Consider the following 22,487-nt stretch of genomic DNA (forward strand, 5'->3'; position numbering starts at 1 on the left):
AAAGGGCGTCTCTAGCGTGAAAATTATCCTGGAAAATATTCACAAATCTTACGGCAAGCGGCAGATTGTTAATCGTGTTAACCTTTCTGTTGCCCAAGGAGAAGTCGTTGGTTTACTAGGGCCGAATGGCGCAGGTAAAACCACGACCTTTTATATTGCCACAGGTTTAGAAAAACCGAATCAGGGAAAAGTCTGGCTAGATGGTCTCGATATTACTGGAATGCCAATGCATAGGCGAGCAAGATTAGGCATTGGCTACCTAGCCCAAGAACCAAGTGTTTTCCGCCAGCTTTCGGTACGCGATAACATACTCTTAGTACTAGAGCAAACTCATGTACCACAGTGGGAATGGTCAGGGCGAATGCAGAATTTACTGCGGGAGTTTCGTTTGGAAAAAGTGGCTAACAGTAAAGGAATTCAACTTTCTGGGGGCGAACGACGCCGGACGGAATTAGCCAGAGCCTTGGCTGCTGGTAGAGAAGGGCCGAAATTTTTGCTTTTGGATGAACCATTTGCGGGAGTCGATCCCATAGCGGTTTCAGAGATTCAGCAAATTGTAGCGCGACTTCGCGATCGCGGTATGGGTATCTTAATAACAGATCACAATGTCCGCGAAACTCTGGCCATTACCGATCGCGCTTACATCATGCGCGAGGGACAAATTCTCGCTTTTGGTAATGCCAACGAACTTTATAATAATCCGTTGGTGCGGCAATATTATTTGGGCGATAATTTTCAAGTCTAAAAAAATAGCGATGGAGCAATAATTTCCCAGAAGATTGTTGAGCCTTTATTCTTACGTATTAATCCAGAGTTTTCAATCTAATTTATCGGCTAATGGGAAGTTATTTTTAATATTAAATTCAAGATAAATCCTAAGCTGTGTCTGGGTTCTAGATATTTACTTTTTTAATTTGCGTATGATTACAAAGAAGCTCACATCTTATTACACTATCAATTCGCTGATGCCTTTTACGATCATGGATCGCTACCTTACCAGCGAATTGCTACCGCCATTTTTATTTGGGGTGGGAGCTTTTTCATCAATTGGAGTGACAATTGATGCTGTATTTGACTTAGTAAGAAAAATCGTAGAATCTGGGCTACCTGTAGACATCGCCCTTCAAGTTTTTTTATTAAAACTGCCAACTTTCATTGTTTTAGCTTTTCCGATGTCCACTCTGTTGGCTACTTTGATGACCTACAGTAGGCTTTCGAGCCAGAGCGAACTGATTGCCCTGCGTGGCTGTGGGGTGAGTGTTTATCGGATGGTGCTAACTGCGGTGATGTTAAGTTTGGTGGTGACAGGGCTGACGTTTGTGTTTAACGAGCATATAGCGCCAGCAGCCAGTTATCAAGCAAATATGACTTTAAACAATGCCTTAAAGTCAGACAAACCAATTTTAAAACAGCAAAATATTTTTTACCCGGAATATCGCGAGACAAAAGCGCCTGATGGAACGACAAATAGGATATTGACACGCTTATTTTACGCCGATCAATTCGACGGTAAACGGATGAGTGGTTTAACAGTTATCGATCGTTCGGAAGAAGGTCTAAATCAAATTGTGGTCGCAGAATCAGGCCAATGGAACGGATCGCAAAATGTTTGGGATTTTTATAACGGCACAATTTATTTAGTAGCTCCCGATCGCTCTTATCGCAACATTCTGCGGTTTGAACACCAACAACTGCGGCTTCCCCGCACACCGTTGAGTTTGGCAGAAAAAAGCCGAGACTACGGCGAGATGAACATTTCCGAAGCATTAGAACAGCTAGCAGTAGAAAAACTCGGTGGCGATCGCCAAAAAATTCGTAAACTTGAAGTCCGGATTCAACAAAAAATCGCCTTACCTTTTGTCTGTGTCGTGTTTGGTTTGGTAGGTGCAGCTATGGGCAGCGTACCCCAGCGTAGTGGGCGCGGTACAAGCTTTGGTATTAGCGTCATCGTCATTTTCTCGTATTACTTTCTCAGCTTTATTACTGGAGCCTTAGCACAGGCAAATGTGCTATCTCCGTTTATGGGCGCTTGGTTGCCTAACTTTATCGGGTTGGGAACAGGCTTATTTTTATTGTTCCGAGTTGCTCAACGATAGGAAATGGGCATGGGGCATTGGAGATTTGTCATTTGTCAAGGGTCAAGAGTCAACAGTCAAAAAGCAATAGTTATTAGTTATTTCCCCCTTGTCCCCTTTCTCCCCACACTCCCCACACTTCCCACACTCCCCACACTCCCTCTGCCCCTCTGCCTCTTCCCCTCAACCCTCAAGAACTATACTGCCGACATTCCGGGGCTTCTGGGTTGTCTTTACAGTATTCTTCAAAAGAGTGTTTGGCTGACTCCATACCTTCCGCTTTTTGATGAGCCGCTTCTGCTTGTAGTTCTTCAACTTCATCCCAAGCGGCGGCGCAGGCTTTGGAATAGGCACCTTGCTCGGTACAAATACTACGAGCATCTGCGATCGCTTTTTGAATTCTCTCTTCCAACACCAGGGCTTTTGGCGCTTCCACAAAGTCGCTTTTTGTCAAAATGTCGGTAATTGAGATGATGCCCAACAGTTTACCTTGAATCACAGGTGCCCTTCGGATACCAGTATTAGCAAATAACCGTGCCACATATTCCACACTCAACTCAGGATTGACGACAATGCAAGGCTTGCTCATAATTTCGTAAACCCGCACTTGCTTTGGGTCTTTACCATAGGCAGTTACTTTATAGACAATATCCGTTTCTGTCACCATGCCATAGGCATCATGCTCGTAGCGACGATCCACAACCAGCGCCCGCAATCCTTTTTCCTTCATTAGCCCCACCGCTTCAGCAACTGTTGCTGAACCACGAATGCTAACTACGGTCTTGGTCATGATATCTTCAGCTTTCATCATTGCTGTAGTCTCCTGGTAAATAGTACTATGCGGTGCGAGAACGCAGTGGGCAGCGCACAGTTTAGTAACTAGAAAGTAGCTACAACAATAAACTTAGACCAGCTTTCCATTCCCGATCATATCCAAAGTGACCGTCGCTGCAAAACTACAAAAAGTAAATTTTTAACTAATAATTGCCCTTGACTAATGACTCATCAAGATTGAGCAGTTAGGATGAAATCAACTTGAAAGTATATTTGAAATATTTTCTCAACACGAAATTTTTAGTAGCGTCAGTACCCTAAAACTACGTAAATTGTTGGCATTTCACAGTAAATTCCCTATACCTAAAACCATGTCAAATCGCAATTATCCCCCTGCCTACTTACGCTATCTTAAAGCCAGGTTACGTAATTTAGGGCGACCTAGCTTTTGGGTGACAGCAATTTTGTTTTCTGTTCTTGGATTAGGAATGTGGGAATATCTTTCAAATCCAGATCTGTTTACTCAGAAACAGAATCAAGAAACTGCTGCACCCAAGGTTGCTGAATCATCTCTATCAGCTGAAGATCGAGCTGCGGTTGCAGATATTGATAACTTACCAGTCCTGATTAAAGACTTTGAGCAAGCAACTCTGATGACAGGATTAAATAATCCTGAAGAAAATTCCAAAGCTAAGAATAGCCAAAGCTTATTTGATGATGTAATTAATCAACAATCGTCTGTTACAGATGTTGCCAAATCAAATCCTAGTTTGGGAATAGTTAATAGCGTACCTACATTAAAGGAGAAAAATCCTTTTGTTGTACAAGCAGACAATTTATTGCGATCGGGTTATAGTAATAGCCCATATTTAGGTGTGAAATCATTAACTACCTCCACAGGAGAAACAGATAGTGCAACAACATCTTTTAACCAAAAAATGGGATTAGCTAATCAAAACAATAAAACTCAAAATTCTGTTTTAAGTAGTCCCTTGCAAACAGCGATCGAAAAATCGCAAAACCAGAATTCTTCTAGTTTAAATAGCCCAAATTCTAACCCCACAAATATTATGGGGACTAGTTCCTACACTGGAGTCACATCGCCAAATCAGAGTATTTCTAATTTAAATAGTTCAAATTCTAACCCCACAAATATTATGGGGACTAGTTCCTACACCGGAGTCACATCACCAAATCAGAATATTTCTAACTTAAATAGTCCAACTTCTAACCCCACAAATATTACGGGGACTAGTTCCTACACCGGGGTAACATCGACACCACCCAGCGTCAATACAGGGACGGGTTATACTCAACCAACAACAAACCTCAATCAAAGTTCTTACACGAACTTCAATAACAGTCAGCCAGTCTCCAATGGAGTGCAAGCAACGTCAGTAACACCACCCGTCAACTCGGCGATCGGTAACATTTTTCCATACTCGACACCTTCTCAAACTCAAGGCGCTGTCAATCCATCAACCCCAACAGTTTATGGTAATTATGGCGTGCAGCAACCTACTCAATTACCCCAGTCTCGAATCTCTCTTCCTCGCCCTACACCAGGGCCTTATGGTGGAGTTCAAATTAATGGCTACACCTATCCTTAAAGAGCAATTATATTAAAGGCGATCGCTGGTTTTGATGCAGTTCATAAAAGCGATCGCTTGTTTGTTAAAGACACAGTATCCTGATTGAGACTTGTATATTCTTCAGTAACCTCATCCTTGCTTAGACTATTTACCTGCAAAAATTATCGCTTTGCTTCCTAGAAAATTTTTAATTTGTAACTTAGACTTTTGTTACAGATTTTTTAGTTGTGGCTTGATGAATTGGCAGTTCAATGACAAACTCTGTGCCTTTACCGAGGTCAGATTGGCAGTAGATTTTACCGTTATGTTTATCAGTCACGATTTGATAGCTAATAGAAAGTCCTAAACCCGTGCCTTGACCAACAACCTTGGTGGTAAAAAATGGATCGAACAGCCGAGATAGTACTTTTTCATCCATACCAAGTCCGTTGTCAGCAATCCGAATTGCAATCCAGCCATCATCGATCGCAGAGGTAGAAATTATGATTTCGCTCGGATTTGCTGCAATTAATTCAGGAGATGTGCGTGCGTTTCGCTCGTCTAATGCATCAATGGCATTAGATAGCAAATTCATAAATACTTGATTCAACTGACCGGGATAGCATTCTATTAGCGGTAAGGAATCGTAGTCTTTGCTCACATTAATGCTAGGGCCATCAGATGAAGGCTTCAAGCGATGTTGCAAAATCATCAATGTACTGTCAATTCCTTCGTGAATATTTGCTACTTTTAATTCGGCTTCATCTAGGCGAGAGAAGTTACGTAAAGAAGCGACAATTTCGCAAATGCGCTCGCTACCAATCTGCATAGATTGGAATAATTTCGGTAGGTCTTCAATTAAAAAGTCGATTTCGGCTTTCTTGAAAAACTCTTGGATCTCCGGTACCGTATCGGGATAATGATGTCGGTAAAGCTCCAGACAACGAAGTAAATCTTTTGTGTATTGGTGGGCGTGTTCTAAGTTGCCGTAGATAAAATTAATGGGGTTATTAATTTCATGGGCAACCCCTGCTACTAATTGCCCCAAACTAGCCATTTTTTCTGCGTGGATAATTTGCATTTGCGCAGTGCGTAACTCATTAAGTGCCTGTGCGAGTTGATTTGCTTCTGCACGGGTTTGACCGAGCAAACTCGATTGTTGGAATAAGTTAGCTTGACGTAAAGCGACACTGAGTTGAGCTGCTACTTGGGAGACAAATTCTAATTCAGTCTCTTCCCAATTCCGGGGATGAGTACATTGGTGAATGCATAACAATCCCCATAAATCATCGCCTTCCATCAGCGGGACAATAACTTGTGCTTTGACTTGGAATCGCTCAATCACATCAAGATGAGGCACTTTGGAGCCAATGCTGTTGATATCAGAAATTACTTGTACTTGCCCTTGGCGACATTGGGGTGCAAAATGGTCGCCGAAGCAATAGTCTTGTACTTTAACAGCAAGGGCAGACTCAAATTGAGGTAACACATCTTCAGCGATAAATTCCCCACTGCAAAAACCAACATCAGGGTCAAAACGGAAAATACCGACGCGATCGCCTGTGAGCGATCGCCGCACTTCGTGTACTGTAGTCTGAAAAATTGTCTCCAAATCCAAAGATTCGCGAATTTTGACGACCAAATCAAATAAAATCCGGCGTTGTTCTGCTGATTTGTGCAGTTCGTTGGCGCGAGTTTGGACTTGAGTCATCATTTGCGAACTTTGCAGCGCTACTCCGAGTTGGCTAGCAACTTGTCCCAAAAATTCTACTTCCACACTCTCCCACTGACGCGGTGCAGAATGTTGATAAGCAGCTAGCAATCCCCACAATTTCCGCCCGACAAAAATTGGGGTCAATACGTAGGCGCGAATCTTGAATTGCTCCAAAATATCGAGGTGACAGCGTGAATGTCCAGCTTGGTAGATATCGCCGATCGCAAAATTTTCGTTGTGGCGATAGCGTCCGCCTTTAGTTTCTTGGAGATGGGTATCTTCCCAAACTAAATTTTTCCCAAATGGATTGATGCTGTCCCACTGTGCTTCAACCATGCCAAAATGACTGACAAATTCGCCACTCCAGTCTGGATTAAAGTGATAAACCGCTACTCGCTCAACTCGCAGCAGTTGACAAACTTCTTGGCAAGTTGTTTTGAGAATTAAATCGATGTCTAAGGACGAGCGAATTTTCCCGACTACTTCTGTTAGTGCCCGTTGCCGTGCGATCGCATCTTGCAGGGCAATGGCCTGTTGTTTCGACTGAGCCAAATTCTCGGCTTGCTGAATCGCTACCCCCAATTGTGCCCCTACCTGTCCGAGAAACTCAACTTCGTAATCTGCCCATTGGCGCGGTTCGGAGTGTTGATAAGCTGCTATTAGTCCCCAGAGTTTAGGGCCGATGAAGATCGGCGCTAAAGCGTAAGCCCGAATCTTGAATTGCTCTAAAATATCGATGTGACAACGTGAGTGCCCTGCTTGATAAATGTCATTAACGGCAAACGTCTCGTTATGGCGGTAACGCCCACCTTTGGTTTCTTGCAGGTAAGAATCTTCCCAAACCAGATTTTTGCCAAAGGGATTGATTCGATTCCACTGTGCCTCAACCATGCCAAACTGGCTGACAAATTCACCGCCCCAGTCTTCATTGAAGCGATAAACTGCTGCCCGTTCAATTTTGAGGAGTTTGCAAAGTTCTTGACAGGCGGTGTTGAGAATAAATTCGGTGTTCGCGGACGAGCGAATATTCCCTACCACTTCCATTAAAGTACGCTGCCGGGCAATTGCATCTTGTAATTCTGCTGTGCGTTGTTTGGAAGTCCCCAGAATTTCTGCTTGCTGCATTGCTACACCGAGAGTAGTGGCAGCTTGTACTAAAAATTCAACTTCGTCTGTATACCATTGGCGAGGTGCAGAGTGTTGATAAGCTGCAAGCAAACCCCACAGTTTTGCTCCCACGAAAATAGGTGCGATCGCATACGCCCGAATCTGAAACTGTTCTAAAACCTCAATATGACAACGAGCATGGCCTACCTCATAAATATCACTGACGGCAAAAGTCTCACTTTTGCGATATCTTCCTCCCTGAGTTTCTTGCAAGTGGGAATCTTGCCACACCAAGTCCTCTCCAAAGGCGGTCAGTGTATTCCAGGGAGATTCTGCAAAGCCAAAACGACTGATGAAACTACCACTCCAGTCAGCATTGAAACGATAGATTGCAACCCGTTCAATTTTCAATTGCCGACAAATATCTTGGCAAGAAGTCGAACACAGAGATTCTAAGTTTACAGATGCCCGAATTTTTGCTAGGATTCTCGCCAAGATTTTTTGATACTGGGCGAAAAGCTGTAGCTGTTTGCGACATTCTTGCCAGTCTAAGGGATTTGACGTTTCATAATCGTTAGTTGTCATAGGGTATGGGAAAAACTAAATATATAGTTTTAGTTTTCCCTAATTTATTTTTGTAATTTCAGATCTCGCTCTTAATGTGAAACTTGTTTGTGTAGTAGCGAATTATCTGACAGTGTTGGTCAAGCACTGCATAGATTGTCTATTGCTAACCGTCTCGCGATCTTCGCCTCATCGTTTCTATATATCTATCTAAAAAATATCCTTACGCTTTTGTAACCAAAAAGTAATCAGTAAATAAATAACTGTATGCAACAGTAAAAGCCCCCAATTCAAATTTAAATTTCTCCATGTAGCCTCATAAACTGATGTGGGTTCAAATGGTTGAGGAATTGCACTACCGTCTAGTAATCTAGTTGGTTCTGGGACAAAGCTATTAACATTGAGCAAACTGCCATAAGCTCCTACTGACCAACGACTTAACATCAGCCAGGATAATAATTTATTCACAATTCCTTGGGTTTTAAATAAAACTCCAGAGAAGATAATTTGCGGTAAAAGGAGCAATGGTAGGGCACTATTTGCTTGGCTACTATTTTTCACAACTGTAGATACAAGTAAACCCAAGCTAAAACTAGCCAATAAAGTTAAAAAGGTAGTAATTCCTAATCCGATATACCAGGAAAATAGTTCGGGATCTGGAGATTTAAAACCTATAAGAATCACTGTAACTATTAACAGAGTTTGGGCAATCGCCAAAATTGACAATATTGTAACTTTAGAACCAAGATAAGCTAATAATCCTAAATTAACTAAGCGCTCTCTAAAGTAAATAGCAGACTCTTTCACAATTTCTTGCAAAGAACTAGAAAGTCCTACCCACAATGCAGCACAAGTAAAGACAAACAATACTTGCAAAGCTAAGGGTGCGAGTTTGGGATCTGGTTGCTCGCCTAAAATAAAGGGTGCTTTATCTTTAATTGCCAAAGTAATCAGGCTAATACCAATAGGTGCTGTTAACAGAGAGAGAGCAAGATTGACGCGATCGCGTAAAATTAATTGCCCATAACGTTGAGTCAATAATAACCATTGCTGGCGAAAGGAAACTTTCTTGCGCGTGGGTGCAAACGACTTTGTTAATTGTTGATTTCCTACATTTATTTGATTGCCAATATAATGTTGGTAATAAGTAGATTGCTGAAATTGCGTTGCATATTTAATAACTTCTTGCTCTTGTTCGAGTTTGATATAAATATCAGCAAAATCTTTGACGCCAAAAAACTTCAAAGCTTCTTGAGGCGTGCCAAAATAACAAAGTCTGCCACCTAAACCGAGAAATACAATGCGATCGCATTCGGTAATATTAGCTGTGGCATGAGTTACTAAAATAATTGTTCTTCCCCCTTGATGCGCTAAATCTTTTAATAACAGCATCATCTGTTTATCCAATCCGGGATCGAGTCCAGAAGTTGGTTCATCTAAAAAGAACAATTTGGGATCTGCCAGCAATTCTACGCCAATGCTAACCCGTTTGCGTTGTCCGCCGCTGAGATCGCTAACTAATGCATGACGGCGATCAGTCATTTTAATTGCTTCTAACGCCTGTTCTACCAGGGGTTGCAGATTAATATCTGGTGGTAGTCTCAGTTTGGCTGCATAGGTAAGTACTTCTGCAACTGTTAATTCGCGGTGAATAATATCATCTTGTGGTACGTAACCAATGTGGGTGCGGTACAAATTATAGTTTTTCTGCAAATCTTCGCCATTGATTTGTACTACACCTTGAGTAATTTTTTCAATTCCTAACAGCGTCCGCATTAAAGTCGATTTACCCGCACCACTCCCGCCAACCAAAGCTACAAATTGTCCTGGTTCAATCGCAAAAGATAGATCGTCTAGTCGCCGCTTACCGTTAGTTTCCAGTAACAAGCTGTGCGCTTCTAGACGAATGCGATCGCCTTGATCGAGAATTTCTAAATTATCGTCGCGCACCACCAGCGTAAACGGCCCAATGCGGATTTTCGCACCGTTAAAGAGTACGGCTGTCCCCGTAACTTGTTTACCGTCAATAAACACGCCATTGGTGCTATAGTCCCGCAGGATGTAGCGTCCTTGAGCATCTGTATCAATTGTGGCATGACGCCGGGAAACAGTGGGAGCATCTAACTGCAAGTTAGCTTGAGGATCGCGTCCGAGTAAAATTGAACGCTGTTTTAACGAAATTGCACGGGTTGCTGGTGTAGTTACCGAGTGTGCGTTGGAGGGATTGAAATATCTGACTTGAATTAGTTGATTGGGGTTTTGAGCGATTTGAATTTCTACGCCGTGGGTTAAATAATGACCTTCTATGGGCGTAATCAGGGAATGATTGACATATAGCTTATTACTGCTAGGTTTTTGTCCATCGCCGTCATAGATACGGTAGTCTGCACCATCTCGACGCAGTATTCCTTGACAACGGGAAACCACTTCCCACTGTTGCGGCACAACTAAATCAGCTATATTAGGGTCGCGCCCCAAAATATGCTGAGGCTTTTTTAGTTCAAAGTATATAATTTGACCTTTATTGTTTAATTCTAAAAAGGGATTTGTGCTTAAAACAGTCCGACTTTGTAAAGGTGGCTGTACCATAAAATGCTTTGAAAAATTAAAGGAGGTCTACTAAATCTGAACTTATAACTAGTTATAAAAAATTAATTTTTTGCCAAGAAACTATATTAATTAGAGGTACTAAAAGTTTATGATATTGAACAACTAAATACAAATTATACGTAAAAACCAAGCAAATAAAATATGAAAAGCCAGTGTGATTGTTGAGAAAACTCGGTAAACCTGAACTTTAATTACTATCAAGTTATTTGCTTATTGCTTGCTTATATGAGTTAAGTTCGCAGATCGAATAGGAGTGTTATATTATGAGCTTGACGCTATTAAATAATCGATATCAAGTCCTGCGCGTACTGGGGAGTGGGGGATTTGGGGAAACTTTTTTAGCAGAAGATACTCAAATGCCCTCTAATCGTCGTTGTGTAATTAAACAACTTAAACCTGTAGCGAATAATCCTCAAGTTTACCAATTAGTACAGCAACGATTTCAGCAAGAAGCAGCAATTTTAGAAGAATTAGGCGATCGCAGCCATCAAATTCCCAAGTTGTATGCTTATTTTGTCGATAACGGGCAATTTTATTTAGTTCAAGAATATATTGAGGGTTACACCTTAACTCAAAAAATGCAACAGCAAGGGGTGTTGCATGAGAGTGATGTTAAGGGAATTTTAATTGATATTTTACCAGTTCTCGAATTTGTTCATAGCAAGCATATAGTCCATCGAGATATTAAACCAGACAATATTATTTTGCGTTTTGCTGATGGCAAACCCATCTTGATTGATTTCGGTGCAGTTAAAGTATCGATGGGTACAATAATTACTGCTTCTGGTAACTCTAACCAGTCAATTGTCATTGGTACGCCAGGATTTATGCCAATGGAACAATCGGTAGGTAGACCAGTATTTTCTAGTGACATATATAGTTTAGGACTGACAGCGATTTATTTACTTACAGGTAAATTACCAGCAGAATTGCCTACAGATCCCGCTACAGGTGATATTGTCTGGCGCAATTTGGCTTTCAATATTAGCCCCGATTTTGCAGCTGTATTGGATAAAGCCATTCAACAATCACCACGCGATCGCTATCTCAGCGCTAGAGATATGCTAACAGCATTGCAAGCACCATCAATTCCCACAGCCGTGACTGTACCTGTTTCTCAACCAACATTAATTACGACACCAGTAACAGCAGGTTATGTCGCCGCACCAACAGTTCCATCTCAACCACCCCAATATCAGCCGATTCCGACACCATCTCCAAATCCAGTTATATCTCCTAAAGGTTTAGCGCCTTGGCAACAAGGTGTAATTATTGGCGGCGCGATCGGAACATTAGTAGTAGGTGGCTTATGGTTAGTCAGAGGACAATTATCAAACCCACAGCCGGCGACAACTATAGCTTCATCTCCTTCGCCTACCATATCCCCAACTTTAAATTCACCTACTATCAATAATGAGGAAACATTACCTCCAACTACATCTAAATCATTGGGTTCTACCTCTTCTAATTCTCAGCGTCAGGTAAATTATCCCGCAACAACAACTAGCACAGAGAAGCCAACTATACCCAGTAATACTAATACAACCAATACAGAAAACCCTGTAGCACCAGCATCAACACTTACAGAAGCTGGAGCTAAAAATTTAATTAATAAATGGCTACAAGCAAAGCAAGTTATGTTTGCTCCTCCCTACGATCCTCAGCCAGCTTCTGAATTAACTACTGGCGAACAATATGAGCAAGTAGCTGGTTATGATGGCTCGATTAATTCTCTCAAAACCGATGGTCATGCTTATAAATATGGTTTACAACAAATTGATGGAGTAGACGAATTTTCAGTAAATGGTAATCAAGCTGTGATTCAAGTAAAAGTTACGGAAGACCGGAAACTTCTTGATAAAAATGGTAACATTCTGCCGAAAGAAACTGATTTTAAAACTAGAACGGTACGCTATAATTTACAATTTGTCGATCGAAGCTGGAAAATAGCTTCTACTCAAATACTTACCAAATAACTATGAGAATTTTCTCACAATTGCCTTATCTTGTAAGAATCTTAGTAATTGCCACAATTGTTGCAGTTAGCGTAGTCATTTGTGGTACTTTAGCGATGCGATTTTCAGCGTCAAATCCACCCGTTCAAGCTAAAACTTCTCCAACTGCAACAACCACAGTTGCTGCTCAACCAAACTCAGTAACGCCAGCGCTACCTACAGCAATACCTACTAATTCCACACCTATAGAAGTTAATAAAGTTACAGAAATTCAGAAAAAACCAACATCTAATCAACTTGCTTTTGGGCATTTTCCCTACACGCAAGCCAACCCAAACCAAATGATGCTGATTGGTAGCTATGCGAATGGTGCAGAGCAGCGTTTTGAGTCTTTGAATGTTGAAGCAGTTAAAGCATTTATGAAAATGACTTATGCAGCCAGAGAAGTGGGTGTTTGGATTATTCCTGTTTCTGGTTTTCGCACTATAGAACAACAAGAAAAATTATTTCAAGAACAAATTAAGCGCCGAGGTTCTGTAAAAGAAGCAGCAAAAATTAGTGCCCCTTCTGGATACAGCGAACATCATACAGGCTTTGCTTTAGATTTAACAGATGGTAAATTTCCTAAAAAAGATATTACTTTAGATTTTGAAACTACTGATGCTTATCGTTGGTTGACTAGCCATGCTAAAGAATTCGGCTTTGAAATGTCTTTTCCACGTAATAATAAGCAAGGAGTAAGTTTTGAACCTTGGCACTGGCGATATATAGGTTCATCAGATGCATCTTCTGTATTTGCTAATGCGAGAAATCAGCGATAGGTAATTCAAAATAAGAGATGATTTATAAAGTAAAGCTTAAATTGTAGGAGAACCAGTGTGTTGCGGACATTTCCTCTGTTGTAGCAACTGGTATTGCATTATTGCAACGCTTAAAGCACCGATCAATATATTGTGTTACAACTAATTTTCCCTCTCTTAAAGTCTCATATTCTTTCAAAGCTTAACACAGCGCACTTAATATTTGCTTTATACATAGCCTCTGAACTGTGCTGCGAACAGAGATAATTGATGCAGTAGGTATACGCTATATATAGACTTTTAAGAAAAAGCCAGAGTTTTATTTCTAACAATTCTTATGGCGTATAGATTACAGCTATCGTGTTATGACAAATGACAGTTTTGCAATGTTAAAGTCATTAACGTATTCTTGGGTATCTGCCAAAGGCACGATATCATTTAGCTGAGTAATGGCACAATATTGTTTCTATGCTAGATAATAGTCAAGATTTTACACTTGAATTACTACAAAAGCGATTAGAATCTTTGAATAAAGATATCCGTTATACTCGCTTAAAGATACTAATCGAAATGATAATTACAAGTTTCTTTGTGGTATCTTGCACTGCTTTTTTCTCCAAAATTCCATATATATTCACACTTTTACTTTCTGTTCCCTGGATTATTAATTTATCGACTTGGTCTTGGTTAGCTTTAAGATATTGGCTTTCAAATAAAGCCATTGTATTAGGTGAGAGAGCTAGAGATGTAGATCCGCAAGATATGTGGAGAGTTTTATGGGAAGAATATAGGAAAAATAACTTCTACTGGCAATCGCTGCGGCGAGACGAGTTCAAAGTTGACATAGCTACGGCAATTCAATTCTTTTCTGTAGCACTTCTTTATATCTCATATATCCTTTTATCTAGACTTTTTTGGTAATGATTTCTTGGTAATGAAATTCATTTCTATACTTAGACTAAAATCGTTTATAGGAACACTGTTGGCAGTGATTGCCCTATTAGCAATACCCGAAACTGCACGTGCGGCATCACGCCTTTTACTCGAACTTGGAGACAAGGGTATGGCGAAAGCTACATTAACCTTGGAGCCACAGACAGGAAATCAGGCTGGCGTTTTAGTTAGGATACTTGCCTTACCTTTTGAATTGGACTCAAAGCATCGTATTTCCAACCCTGATAACGTAGCAGTTTCCGTTTTATCTAATAGCAATGGATATGCATTACTATCGCTTCTAGCCCCCCAATCAAAACAACCAATAGATATCAAGATTGATAACGCTTTTAACTTAATCGGTGGAAAAATTAAAGATAGAGTTATATTAAAGTGCGAAGTTTCCTATCAATTTTTACGACAGCATCGCAGCGTTCTTGACCTTGCTCCAACTACAATTTCTAGCTACGACATCACAATATTACTACCTAACAAGTACGACCAAGCCCAACTCAGCTTTCAACCTATGGGAGATTGGAAAGCAGATGAACAAGGTCGTAAATATACACTACCAGCCTCTGTGTTTAAATCTTCCGCTTCTCCTAATGAGGTTTTCATAGCATTTCCCAGTCCTTTTGAAAATGATCAGCAATGGAAGATTATCATCTCTTTCCTCATCGGTATAGTTTTACTGACGCTAGGGAATTTTACAGTTAAGCGAGAAATAGGAGAGATCAGGTTAGGTCTGATAATTGCTGTAGCGATAATTTTGTGGTTAATCTTTGCATACTTTCTCTATACAGCACCAAAACCGATGGATCTCATAGAGTGGGCAATTGCTCCAATGATACCAATGGCCGTAGCTCCTTTTTGGGGTATCTGGTTGCTTTATGCAATCAAAAATCAAGGTGAAATCCAAGGTAAAATCACTTTGGACAGTCAACCAGCACCGTATCTGAGGGCTGATCTGATTATTAATGGGGTTCCCAAAAAGCTCAAGGTTAATGACGATGGTACATATAAGGATTGGGTTTGGTGTGGCAACAAAACAATAGACTTTCAAATTAGAGCAGATGCAGATGGGGTGCAAGGTACAGTCTCCAGTAGTCAGCACTCTTTGAACGCTAAGGATGAAGAAAGAGTAGAAACTCTAAATCTTCAATCTCTTCCCTTGCCACCAAGTTCACCATCTTCTGGCGTAACTCCTACTCCATCTCCTTAAGCAAATATTCCAACAAAATCCTTACCATAATTACATTCATCAAGTAAGGTTAAACTCATTATATTTTTAGTTTTGGTTGGAGTAATTCAATTAAATATGTATGTTCTTATGCTTTTATTTCCAACTTAAATTAATGTTCTCTTAGCTGCTAATATAATTATTTATCCCTTTATTAAACTTTATTATTTAAATCAAATAACTTGGCATAATCTAGATATTTGAAAATAGGTTATGAATATAAGTAATAGTTAAGATTTGTTTACTCTGGTATCTGTCATTTCTCTCTTTTATTTTATCGACTCAACAATCATGCAAGTTCCATAGTGCATCATGTCTAGAATTTTGTTGACTTTTTCGCGCATCTGTTAAAAAAGCATCACACTCTCATTTATATGCTTGGTTAAAAGCTTCTTTTGCTATTTGTTTTTCGCTTTTCGACTAACTGAGAGTATCCATTTGTGATGTTAGTGTGAAGTTTATACGGTTATCTTAGTTTGTCTCTTCTTAACAATCAATTGACACGGGGTAGCAATACACGATACATCATGAGTCAATCGTTAATTTGTTTAAGATGCCAAATTACTTGAATTACCAGTTTTATCAGCATCAGGAGGGATGAATATGGATGGCAGCTTGATCGTATCCAACATCCTGAATCCGCCAGTCCTGTTTTTCTTTCTGGGAATGGCTGCTGTTATTGTCAAATCCGATCTAGAAATTCCTGCTCCTGTACCCAAACTTTTATCGCTATATTTGCTGTTAGCGATTGGCTTTAAAGGCGGGGTAGAATTGATTAAAAGTGGCATCACTCAAGAAGTCGTTTTGACGCTCTTGGCAGCGATGTTGATGGCTTGTTTTGTTCCGATTTACACCTTTTTTATCCTAAAGCTCAAGCTTGATACTTACGATGCTGCTGCGATCGCCGCAACTTATGGTTCTATAAGTGCTGTCACCTTCATTACCGCTAGTGCGTTTTTAAGCGAGCTTGGTATTACGTTTGATGGCTACATGGTAGCAGCTCTTGCTCTCATGGAATCTCCAGCCATCATTGTAGGTCTAATCCTGGTAAATATATTTACGGTAGATGAGAAGCGGGAGTTTTCTTGGCCGGAAGTGTTACAGGAAGCATTTCTCAATAGTTCGGTCTTTCTTTTGGTTGGTAGTCTCCTGATTGGGATGTTGACAGGAGAACACGGTTGGCATCTTTTAGAACCCTTTACTCAAGGAATGTTTTATGGGGTTCTCACTTTCTTTTTACTCGATATGGGACTAGTTGCTGCCAGAAGAATTAAAGACTTGCAAAAAACCGGATTTTTCCTGATCTCATTTGCGATACTAATTCCAATAGTTAATGCAGCTATTGCGTTGCCGATTGCCAAATTCATCGGTATGCCTCAGGGAGATGCACTACTATTTGCTGTGTTGTGCGCTAGCGCTTCTTATATCGCTGTCCCCGCAGCTATGCGGATGACTGTTCCTGAGGCAAATCCTAGTCTGTATGTTTCTACCGCCTTAGCAGTAACTTTTCCGTTCAACATTATTGTAGGAATTCCGTTATATCTCTACGGAATCAACCTATTGTGGAGGTAATAATATGCATTTAGTTAAAAAGATAGAAATTATCGCCAATTCGTTTGAACTTGCCAAAATTTTAGAGAGTTTGGACAAGTCGGGCGTACACGGTCATGCTGTAATCCGAGGAGTTGCTGGTAAAGGATTACGAGGTATGGCAGAAGATTTGGACATGACTATGCTCGATAATGTGTACATCATCGCGTTTTGTATGCCAGAGCAACTTAAGCCTGTTGTCGAAAACATTAGACCACTGCTCAACAAATTTGGCGGAACCTGTTACATCTCTGATGTAATGGAGATTCGCTCTATGAAATGTGTAGCGTCATTATAAAAATGGAACGTCGTAATTTTTTGAAGTTAGGAGCCACAGGAGCATTTGGTCTGATGTTAGCTGCCAGCGATCTACTCTGGCAAGTTAAACAGGCTCAAGCCTCCCCCCAATCTCTCACCCCTGATGCTGCGCTGCAAAAGCTCATAGAGGGAAATCAACGCTTTGTCCAACATCAACCCCAGTACCCAGATCAATCGGCGGCGCGGTTACTAGAAGTTGCGCAGGCTCAACATCCGTTTGCAACTATCCTCAGTTGTGCGGATTCACGAGTACCCGCAGAAATTGTTTTCGATCAAGGTATCGGTGACATTTTTGATGTGCGGATTGCGGGAAATATTGCTACACCAGAAGCGCTGGGTAGTATTGAATATGCTGTTACCCTGCTAGACTCGCCGCTACTGATGGTGCTGGGACACGAACGATGTGGCGCTGTCACCGCCGCTGTGAAGAAAGAAGAGTTGCTTGGTGATATTAGTACCTTTGTGAAAGCAATTAAGCCTGCGGTAGACAAGGTGAAAGATCTGCCAGGGGACGCAGTGGACAACGCTGTAGTAGCAAACGTGCAATATCAAATTGAACGGTTAAAGCGATCGCGTCTTTTAACTGAGCGTTTGGAGTCTGGTAAACTCAAAATCGTGGGAGGTCGTTACGACTTAGATACAGGTAAGGTAAGTATTATTGCATAGAAGCATAAAATAAACCCAATAATGTATGTTGGCGACACATAAATGATTCGTAGGGGCACAACAATGTTGTGCAACGCCACATCCTTCAAGTCGGCAAAGCCGCCCAACGGAGTGGCTCCCCTACCCATCTGTCGCATTCTTTTTTCAAATTGGTATAAATTAAGCAGCCATTTTCTCTGCGGAAACTAACTCTGCTTTTGGCTTCAAGGGCAGGATTTTTCCCATCAAATGAGTAATAGGCTTGCTACGCGGTTCTCGTACAAATAGTAGGGGGAACAGCGCAACTAACCGCAAAGCCGCAGATAGCGCAAATAGTCCCGGTAAGCCACCAATAATATCTAACTGGGCTAAGAAACCACCCGCTGCTGAACCTAAACCCCCACTCACACCAGTAACAGCTGCGGCGATCGCAAAATACTGCGAAGGACGATCCAAAGGAGCCATTTCCATCTGAATATTACTGTTACACAAGTCAATCGCTGCCCCAAAACCACCAGTTATTATGTGGATTGTGGGTAGCCATATCCACACAGAAATTGAGTCAGTTCCTGCTCCCAACCAAAATAATGGTGTGACTGCAATTAACACGCCAACTAATAATAGTAGTGGACGATTTCCGACGCGATCGGCTAACTTACCCCAAACTACCAGCATGACTAAGTTCGCCCCAGCAATTAAACTTGCATACATTGTGACTGTAGTCAAATCTAAACCCAAGTTTTGTAACATATAAAGGTTAAAAAACGGGGCGCTGAGGTTCATAGCAAATGTCCACACGCCAAAATAGACCAGAAACTTTAAAAAGTTACTATCTTTCAGGATGCTGAATGCTGTTGGTTGGGGTTTGTCGGAATTTTCCTCAGGTTGAGATGAAACTTTACCAGCGCGATAAACTTGGGGATTGACATCCACCATCCAAAACTGACAGGCCAAACTAATTAGGCCGATGATGACGCCGAAAAACAACAGTACGCCGTAGCCTTGGATTCCTCCACCAGGCCAGGTTGAGATCGCATATCCTAAGACTGGTACGGACAAGAGATTAGCCAAGCTAGCAGCACTATTGCGCAAGCCAAAATAACGCCCTCGCAAGGGAGGGGGAACTAAAGCAGCCATCCAGCTAAACCAAGCACAACCGCCTAAGGCTCCCAGGATATTGGTAATCAGAATGATTCCCAGCGTCCAAGTGACTAATTGGTGAGATTTGGTTTCAGTACAAGAGAACCAAGCAATACCCGCAACTAAGATTAACCACAGCAGCCTGGAAGGGCCAAAAATTGCCAGGGTATACCAATGACGGCTGGAAGTGCGATCGGCGAGATAAGCTCCTAGGGGTTGTAAGAAATTCGCCAGCAAGGGAATTGAAGATAGCAAGCCGATTTCTAATGGACTAGCACCCAACTGAAGTAAGAAGTTAACCAGTAAAACGCCGCCGGTAATATTAGAAAAAATTGTGGCAAACACTCCATCTATAGTGGATGCCTTTAAGCTAGTACGAGTAGCTTGTTTAGATATTTTCGGCGGCGAGTCTGTATTGAGTATTGGTGCTGATGTCGATACGGGCTTGATTTGTTCAATAGTAGGTGATTGTTCTAGTAGTGCTTCAGCAGAGAGAGATACAGTCTTCACTAGAGGTTAGTTATGGGAGAGTAGGTAAGAAGGAGTGGCCCACCTATGCGGGTGGTTATTAACTAACAATAAGCTGGCAATTAACACTGAGTGACAGCCAAAATCTATGATAGATTTTTCAATCTATCGAAACAAAACTTTAAATACAATATTATACAGAAATATGCTTTAAACAATACTTCCCTAGAACAGAAATATTCTTGACAAAATACTTCCCCAGAGTAGTTGATCTTGGATTAGTTCAGGAAATTGCCTAAGTTTTTTACTTATCAATTCTGAAGCTTGTTAGACGTGAATCTGTATCTATCTTTTGTATTTGATGCTATCGCCAAGGTAACGATCGCTCTCCCTAAATTCTGTAATTGTTTGTACCTACTCCCCAGCTAATGACTCTCTAAACTAGCGGTTCTCATTCAGAAATCTATTCTGACTGCCGCTGAGACTGTTGTTATTGAGCGATCGCTTTCGGATTCAATACGGCTCTATTTACAGTTTGTTGGAGTAATCGCTCTACCTCAATTTCTAGAGTAGCATTAACTGCCTCTACTTTTACGAGCGATCGCCTAGTTCTTGAAACAACCAAGCATAAAAAATCAATTTTCCATTCCCCATGCCAGAAGTCAGAAGGGATAATAGCAATTAAGTACTCGGAAATGGCAATTGGGTACTCCGAAATAGCAATTAAGTACTCGGAAATGGCAATTGAGTACTCCGAAATAGCAATTGAGTACTCCGAAATACCAACTGGGTACTCTGAAATAGCAACTGGGTACTCTGAAATGGCTATTGATGACTCGGAAATAACAATTGTAGTATCAGAAATAGCAATTGTAGTGTCAATAATGGCAAATGTAGTATGCAAAACAGCAATTGAGTACTCGAAAAGGGAAAAGGCGATCGCTCTTAAATTTGCTCTGATTGAGCAATATGAAGAAAGCTGACAGTAGCTTCAAGCTAGTGGTTGACAGTCTCTGCATACGGTCGCGGTTGGTGAAAACCTTGAAGTGAAGCATCAACGATCAAGCAAACTTCGATATGCATCCCATCGGGATCGGAAAATGCTAGATTAAGTACCGGGCCAAGGTCAGCGATCGCGCCATCAGTCACACCCCGATCTATGAGTTTGCGGCGGATAATTTGGAAAGCTGATGCTGTTGGCACATTCAAAGCTAAGTGATCGATGTGCCCGCGTCGGAACATATCTGGCAAGCCTGAGCTATGAACATTATCAGGCATCTCTGCTGCGTGAACAACTGAAGATTTTCCAGCTAGCAGAAGTACATGACGAAAAGCTGGGGTCGTTTCTTCAAAGATTACTGGCATCTCGAAGACATCAGTATAGAATTCGATAAAGCGATCGAGATCTGCTGTAATGACTGCAACGTGGTGGATACCTGATACAAGGCTCACGATCTAACTCCTGTTTGATTGTGTAATTTGTTTTCGTGGTTAAACGCAACTATGACTTACTGAAGCGATCGCGATCGTGCGGTTCGTCAAAATTTGCGATCGGCCCCTTCGGTACAATGCGAGTGGGATTAATATCGGTCATGCTCATGTAATAGCCGCGTTTGATATGGTTGAGATTGCAAGTTGCTTTGAACTCAGGACGCTGATATAAATCTTTGAGATAATTCCAGAGGTTGGGATAGTCGATGATTCGCCGCAAATTACATTTAAAGTGACCGTAATACACTGCATCGAAGCGGTACAGCGTTACAAACATACAAATATCGGCTTCTGTGAGTCGATCCCCACATAAATAGCGCTGCTTACTGAGAATTGTTTCCCAGCGATCTAAATTCTCGAACAGTTCAGTAACCGCTTGTTCGTAGGCTGCTTGCGAAGTCGCAAAACCAGCACGATATACACCAGCATTGATTGGTAGATAAATTGCATCAATCGTTTCATCAATTTGCTGTTGTAGATCCTGTGGATATAAATCTATTTTTTGCGTTGCTAAGGAAGCAAACTCTACGTCAAACATGCGGATAATTTCGCGAGATTCGTTGTTAACGATAATTTGAGTTTGCTTATCCCACAACACGGGAACGGTGACTCGCCCTGTGTATTTCGGCTCGGCTTTTAAGTAAATTTCTCGTAAATATTGAGCGTGATTTACCGAGTCAGGAATCGCCCCTGGCGCATCAGAAAACATCCACCCTTTATCGCCCATAATTGGATCGACGATCGAGATTGAGATTGCATCATTCAATCCTTTGAGTTCTCGCATAATTACGGTACGATGCGCCCAAGGACACGCCAAAGAAACGTAGAGATGATACCGTCCTGCTTCTGCTTTAAACCCGCTAGTTCCATCGGCGGTAATGCGATCGCGAAACGTCGTTGGTATTTCATGAAACTCACCGCTGGGATTTTCTTCTTTTCTATCGGTTATCCATTTACCTGCAACCATAATTCCTGATGCCATAATTCTTGCCTTGAAAATGCTATAAAAATAGTTTGGAATTGTCAGTTTTTTATTTATTTGTGAGAAATTCAGGCTTTGTATTTGAATGCTATTGCAATCAAACTCTTCAATAAGATAGAAATAAATTTATTTTAGTCTTTGCCTCACAAACACACATCTGAAAAAGGTCTTAGATAATCGATAGACGAAATATATAGATTACTCTGACTTTCGTTGATATCGTCAAAAAATATTGAAGTGTTATACAAGAGCTATAACGCTGAGATAATAAGCATCAGCATCCTGTTGTTTTGAATTTTTAGCAAAAATTACTTAATAATACAGAGGTAGCAAATGTAGTGAAAGCAATTGAAAATTATAAATATAAAATTACCAAGTAGGGTGGACATTGCCCACCAAAACGCGGATATTTTGGGCCATGCTCACCCTACTATTAGCTAGAGAATTGATTTTCTGGCGCATGGGCAACGCAGCAGGAGATTTACAATATCTGAGTAATGAAAAAGATTT

17 protein-coding genes are annotated in these 22,487 nt (G+C 41.1%); 10 read left to right on the forward strand and 7 right to left on the reverse strand.

Annotation, left to right across the window (positions count from 1 at the left end; all coding sequences use genetic code 11):
- Positions 1 to 16: 16 nt before the first annotated feature.
- Together lptB and AACU33_RS15105 are read left to right on the forward strand one after the other, a co-directional pair.
- A complete protein-coding gene (lptB, locus tag AACU33_RS15100; protein ID WP_096589473.1) occupies positions 17 to 745 on the forward strand; it encodes an LPS export ABC transporter ATP-binding protein in 729 nt (242 codons plus the stop codon).
- Between the two features lie 235 nt (positions 746 to 980).
- Positions 981 to 2,096, forward strand: a complete 1,116-nt coding sequence (locus AACU33_RS15105) for an LptF/LptG family permease (RefSeq protein WP_096589474.1) — start codon at positions 981 to 983, stop codon at positions 2,094 to 2,096.
- Positions 2,097 to 2,265: 169 nt separating this feature from the next.
- Here the strand turns inward: AACU33_RS15105 and AACU33_RS15110 are convergent, their stop codons facing one another.
- Positions 2,266 to 2,886, reverse strand: a complete 621-nt coding sequence (locus AACU33_RS15110; protein ID WP_339376022.1) for a CP12 domain-containing protein — start codon at positions 2,884 to 2,886, stop codon at positions 2,266 to 2,268.
- 334 nt (positions 2,887 to 3,220) lie between these two features.
- On the opposite strand from AACU33_RS15110, the gene AACU33_RS15115 reads away from it, so the two are divergent.
- Positions 3,221 to 4,459, forward strand: a complete 1,239-nt coding sequence (locus AACU33_RS15115) for a hypothetical protein (protein WP_096589475.1) — start codon at positions 3,221 to 3,223, stop codon at positions 4,457 to 4,459.
- A 181-nt stretch (positions 4,460 to 4,640) separates the two neighbouring features.
- Here the strand turns inward: AACU33_RS15115 and AACU33_RS15120 are convergent, their stop codons facing one another.
- Complete coding sequence (locus tag AACU33_RS15120; protein WP_096589476.1) at positions 4,641 to 7,826, reverse strand: GAF domain-containing sensor histidine kinase; 3,186 nt, start codon at positions 7,824 to 7,826, stop codon at positions 4,641 to 4,643.
- Positions 7,827 to 8,015: 189 nt separating this feature from the next.
- Positions 8,016 to 10,394 carry an ATP-binding cassette domain-containing protein gene (locus AACU33_RS15125; RefSeq protein ID WP_096589477.1) on the reverse strand — a complete coding sequence of 793 codons (2,379 nt, stop codon included), beginning with the start codon at positions 10,392 to 10,394 and terminating at the stop codon, positions 8,016 to 8,018.
- A 284-nt stretch (positions 10,395 to 10,678) separates the two neighbouring features.
- On the opposite strand from AACU33_RS15125, the gene AACU33_RS15130 reads away from it, so the two are divergent.
- From AACU33_RS15130 to AACU33_RS15160, 7 genes are all read left to right on the forward strand, one after another.
- Positions 10,679 to 12,391 carry a protein kinase domain-containing protein gene (locus tag AACU33_RS15130; protein ID WP_339376023.1) on the forward strand — a complete coding sequence of 571 codons (1,713 nt, stop codon included), beginning with the start codon at positions 10,679 to 10,681 and terminating at the stop codon, positions 12,389 to 12,391.
- 2 nt (positions 12,392 to 12,393) lie between these two features.
- Positions 12,394 to 13,191 (forward strand): M15 family metallopeptidase, encoded by a 798-nt coding sequence (locus tag AACU33_RS15135; RefSeq protein WP_339376024.1) that lies wholly within the window; start codon positions 12,394 to 12,396, stop codon positions 13,189 to 13,191.
- A 447-nt stretch (positions 13,192 to 13,638) separates the two neighbouring features.
- Positions 13,639 to 14,091 carry a hypothetical protein gene (locus tag AACU33_RS15140; protein WP_096589479.1) on the forward strand — a complete coding sequence of 151 codons (453 nt, stop codon included), beginning with the start codon at positions 13,639 to 13,641 and terminating at the stop codon, positions 14,089 to 14,091.
- A gap of 61 nt (positions 14,092 to 14,152) precedes the next feature.
- Positions 14,153 to 15,325, forward strand: a complete 1,173-nt coding sequence (locus tag AACU33_RS15145) for a hypothetical protein (protein ID WP_096589480.1) — start codon at positions 14,153 to 14,155, stop codon at positions 15,323 to 15,325.
- Positions 15,326 to 15,946: 621 nt separating this feature from the next.
- On the forward strand, positions 15,947 to 16,915 hold the full coding sequence (locus AACU33_RS15150; RefSeq protein ID WP_096589481.1) for a sodium-dependent bicarbonate transport family permease: 969 nt from the start codon (positions 15,947 to 15,949) through the stop codon (positions 16,913 to 16,915).
- A 4-nt stretch (positions 16,916 to 16,919) separates the two neighbouring features.
- Complete coding sequence (locus AACU33_RS15155) at positions 16,920 to 17,231, forward strand: P-II family nitrogen regulator (RefSeq protein ID WP_096589482.1); 312 nt, start codon at positions 16,920 to 16,922, stop codon at positions 17,229 to 17,231.
- 2 nt (positions 17,232 to 17,233) lie between these two features.
- Positions 17,234 to 17,917 carry a carbonic anhydrase gene (locus tag AACU33_RS15160; protein WP_096589483.1) on the forward strand — a complete coding sequence of 228 codons (684 nt, stop codon included), beginning with the start codon at positions 17,234 to 17,236 and terminating at the stop codon, positions 17,915 to 17,917.
- 159 nt (positions 17,918 to 18,076) lie between these two features.
- Here the strand turns inward: AACU33_RS15160 and AACU33_RS15165 are convergent, their stop codons facing one another.
- From AACU33_RS15165 to AACU33_RS15180, 4 genes are all read right to left on the reverse strand, one after another.
- On the reverse strand, positions 18,077 to 19,546 hold the full coding sequence (locus tag AACU33_RS15165; protein WP_096589484.1) for an MFS transporter: 1,470 nt from the start codon (positions 19,544 to 19,546) through the stop codon (positions 18,077 to 18,079).
- 448 nt (positions 19,547 to 19,994) lie between these two features.
- The gene (locus AACU33_RS15170) at positions 19,995 to 20,408 is read right to left on the reverse strand and encodes a hypothetical protein (RefSeq protein ID WP_339376025.1); all 414 of its coding nucleotides are present in this window, start codon (positions 20,406 to 20,408) and stop codon (positions 19,995 to 19,997) included.
- 92 nt (positions 20,409 to 20,500) lie between these two features.
- Positions 20,501 to 20,956 (reverse strand): VOC family protein, encoded by a 456-nt coding sequence (locus AACU33_RS15175; protein ID WP_096589486.1) that lies wholly within the window; start codon positions 20,954 to 20,956, stop codon positions 20,501 to 20,503.
- Positions 20,957 to 21,005: 49 nt separating this feature from the next.
- Positions 21,006 to 21,977 carry a glutathione S-transferase family protein gene (locus AACU33_RS15180; RefSeq protein ID WP_096589487.1) on the reverse strand — a complete coding sequence of 324 codons (972 nt, stop codon included), beginning with the start codon at positions 21,975 to 21,977 and terminating at the stop codon, positions 21,006 to 21,008.
- Positions 21,978 to 22,487: the final 510 nt, after the last annotated feature.

The organism is Calothrix sp. NIES-2098, assembly GCF_963875125.1.
Lineage (GTDB): Bacteria > Cyanobacteriota > Cyanobacteriia > Cyanobacteriales > Nostocaceae > Aulosira.

Bases quoted from the DNA above. Each gene is read 5' to 3' on its own strand.
- AACU33_RS15120 (WP_096589476.1), bottom strand. From the start codon at position 7,826: ATGACAACTAACGATTATGAAACGTCAAATCCCTTAGACTGGCAAGAA.
- AACU33_RS15135 (WP_339376024.1), top strand. From the start codon at position 12,394: ATGAGAATTTTCTCACAATTGCCTTATCTTGTAAGAATCTTAGTAATT.
- AACU33_RS15105 (WP_096589474.1), top strand. From the start codon at position 981: ATGGATCGCTACCTTACCAGCGAATTGCTACCGCCATTTTTATTTGGG.
- AACU33_RS15125 (WP_096589477.1), bottom strand. From the start codon at position 10,394: ATGGTACAGCCACCTTTACAAAGTCGGACTGTTTTAAGCACAAATCCC.
- AACU33_RS15180 (WP_096589487.1), bottom strand. From the start codon at position 21,977: ATGGCATCAGGAATTATGGTTGCAGGTAAATGGATAACCGATAGAAAA.
- AACU33_RS15110 (WP_339376022.1), bottom strand. From the start codon at position 2,886: ATGATGAAAGCTGAAGATATCATGACCAAGACCGTAGTTAGCATTCGT.
- AACU33_RS15150 (WP_096589481.1), top strand. From the start codon at position 15,947: ATGGATGGCAGCTTGATCGTATCCAACATCCTGAATCCGCCAGTCCTG.
- AACU33_RS15140 (WP_096589479.1), top strand. From the start codon at position 13,639: ATGCTAGATAATAGTCAAGATTTTACACTTGAATTACTACAAAAGCGA.
- AACU33_RS15130 (WP_339376023.1), top strand. From the start codon at position 10,679: ATGAGCTTGACGCTATTAAATAATCGATATCAAGTCCTGCGCGTACTG.
- AACU33_RS15115 (WP_096589475.1), top strand. From the start codon at position 3,221: ATGTCAAATCGCAATTATCCCCCTGCCTACTTACGCTATCTTAAAGCC.
- AACU33_RS15160 (WP_096589483.1), top strand. From the start codon at position 17,234: ATGGAACGTCGTAATTTTTTGAAGTTAGGAGCCACAGGAGCATTTGGT.
- AACU33_RS15155 (WP_096589482.1), top strand. From the start codon at position 16,920: ATGCATTTAGTTAAAAAGATAGAAATTATCGCCAATTCGTTTGAACTT.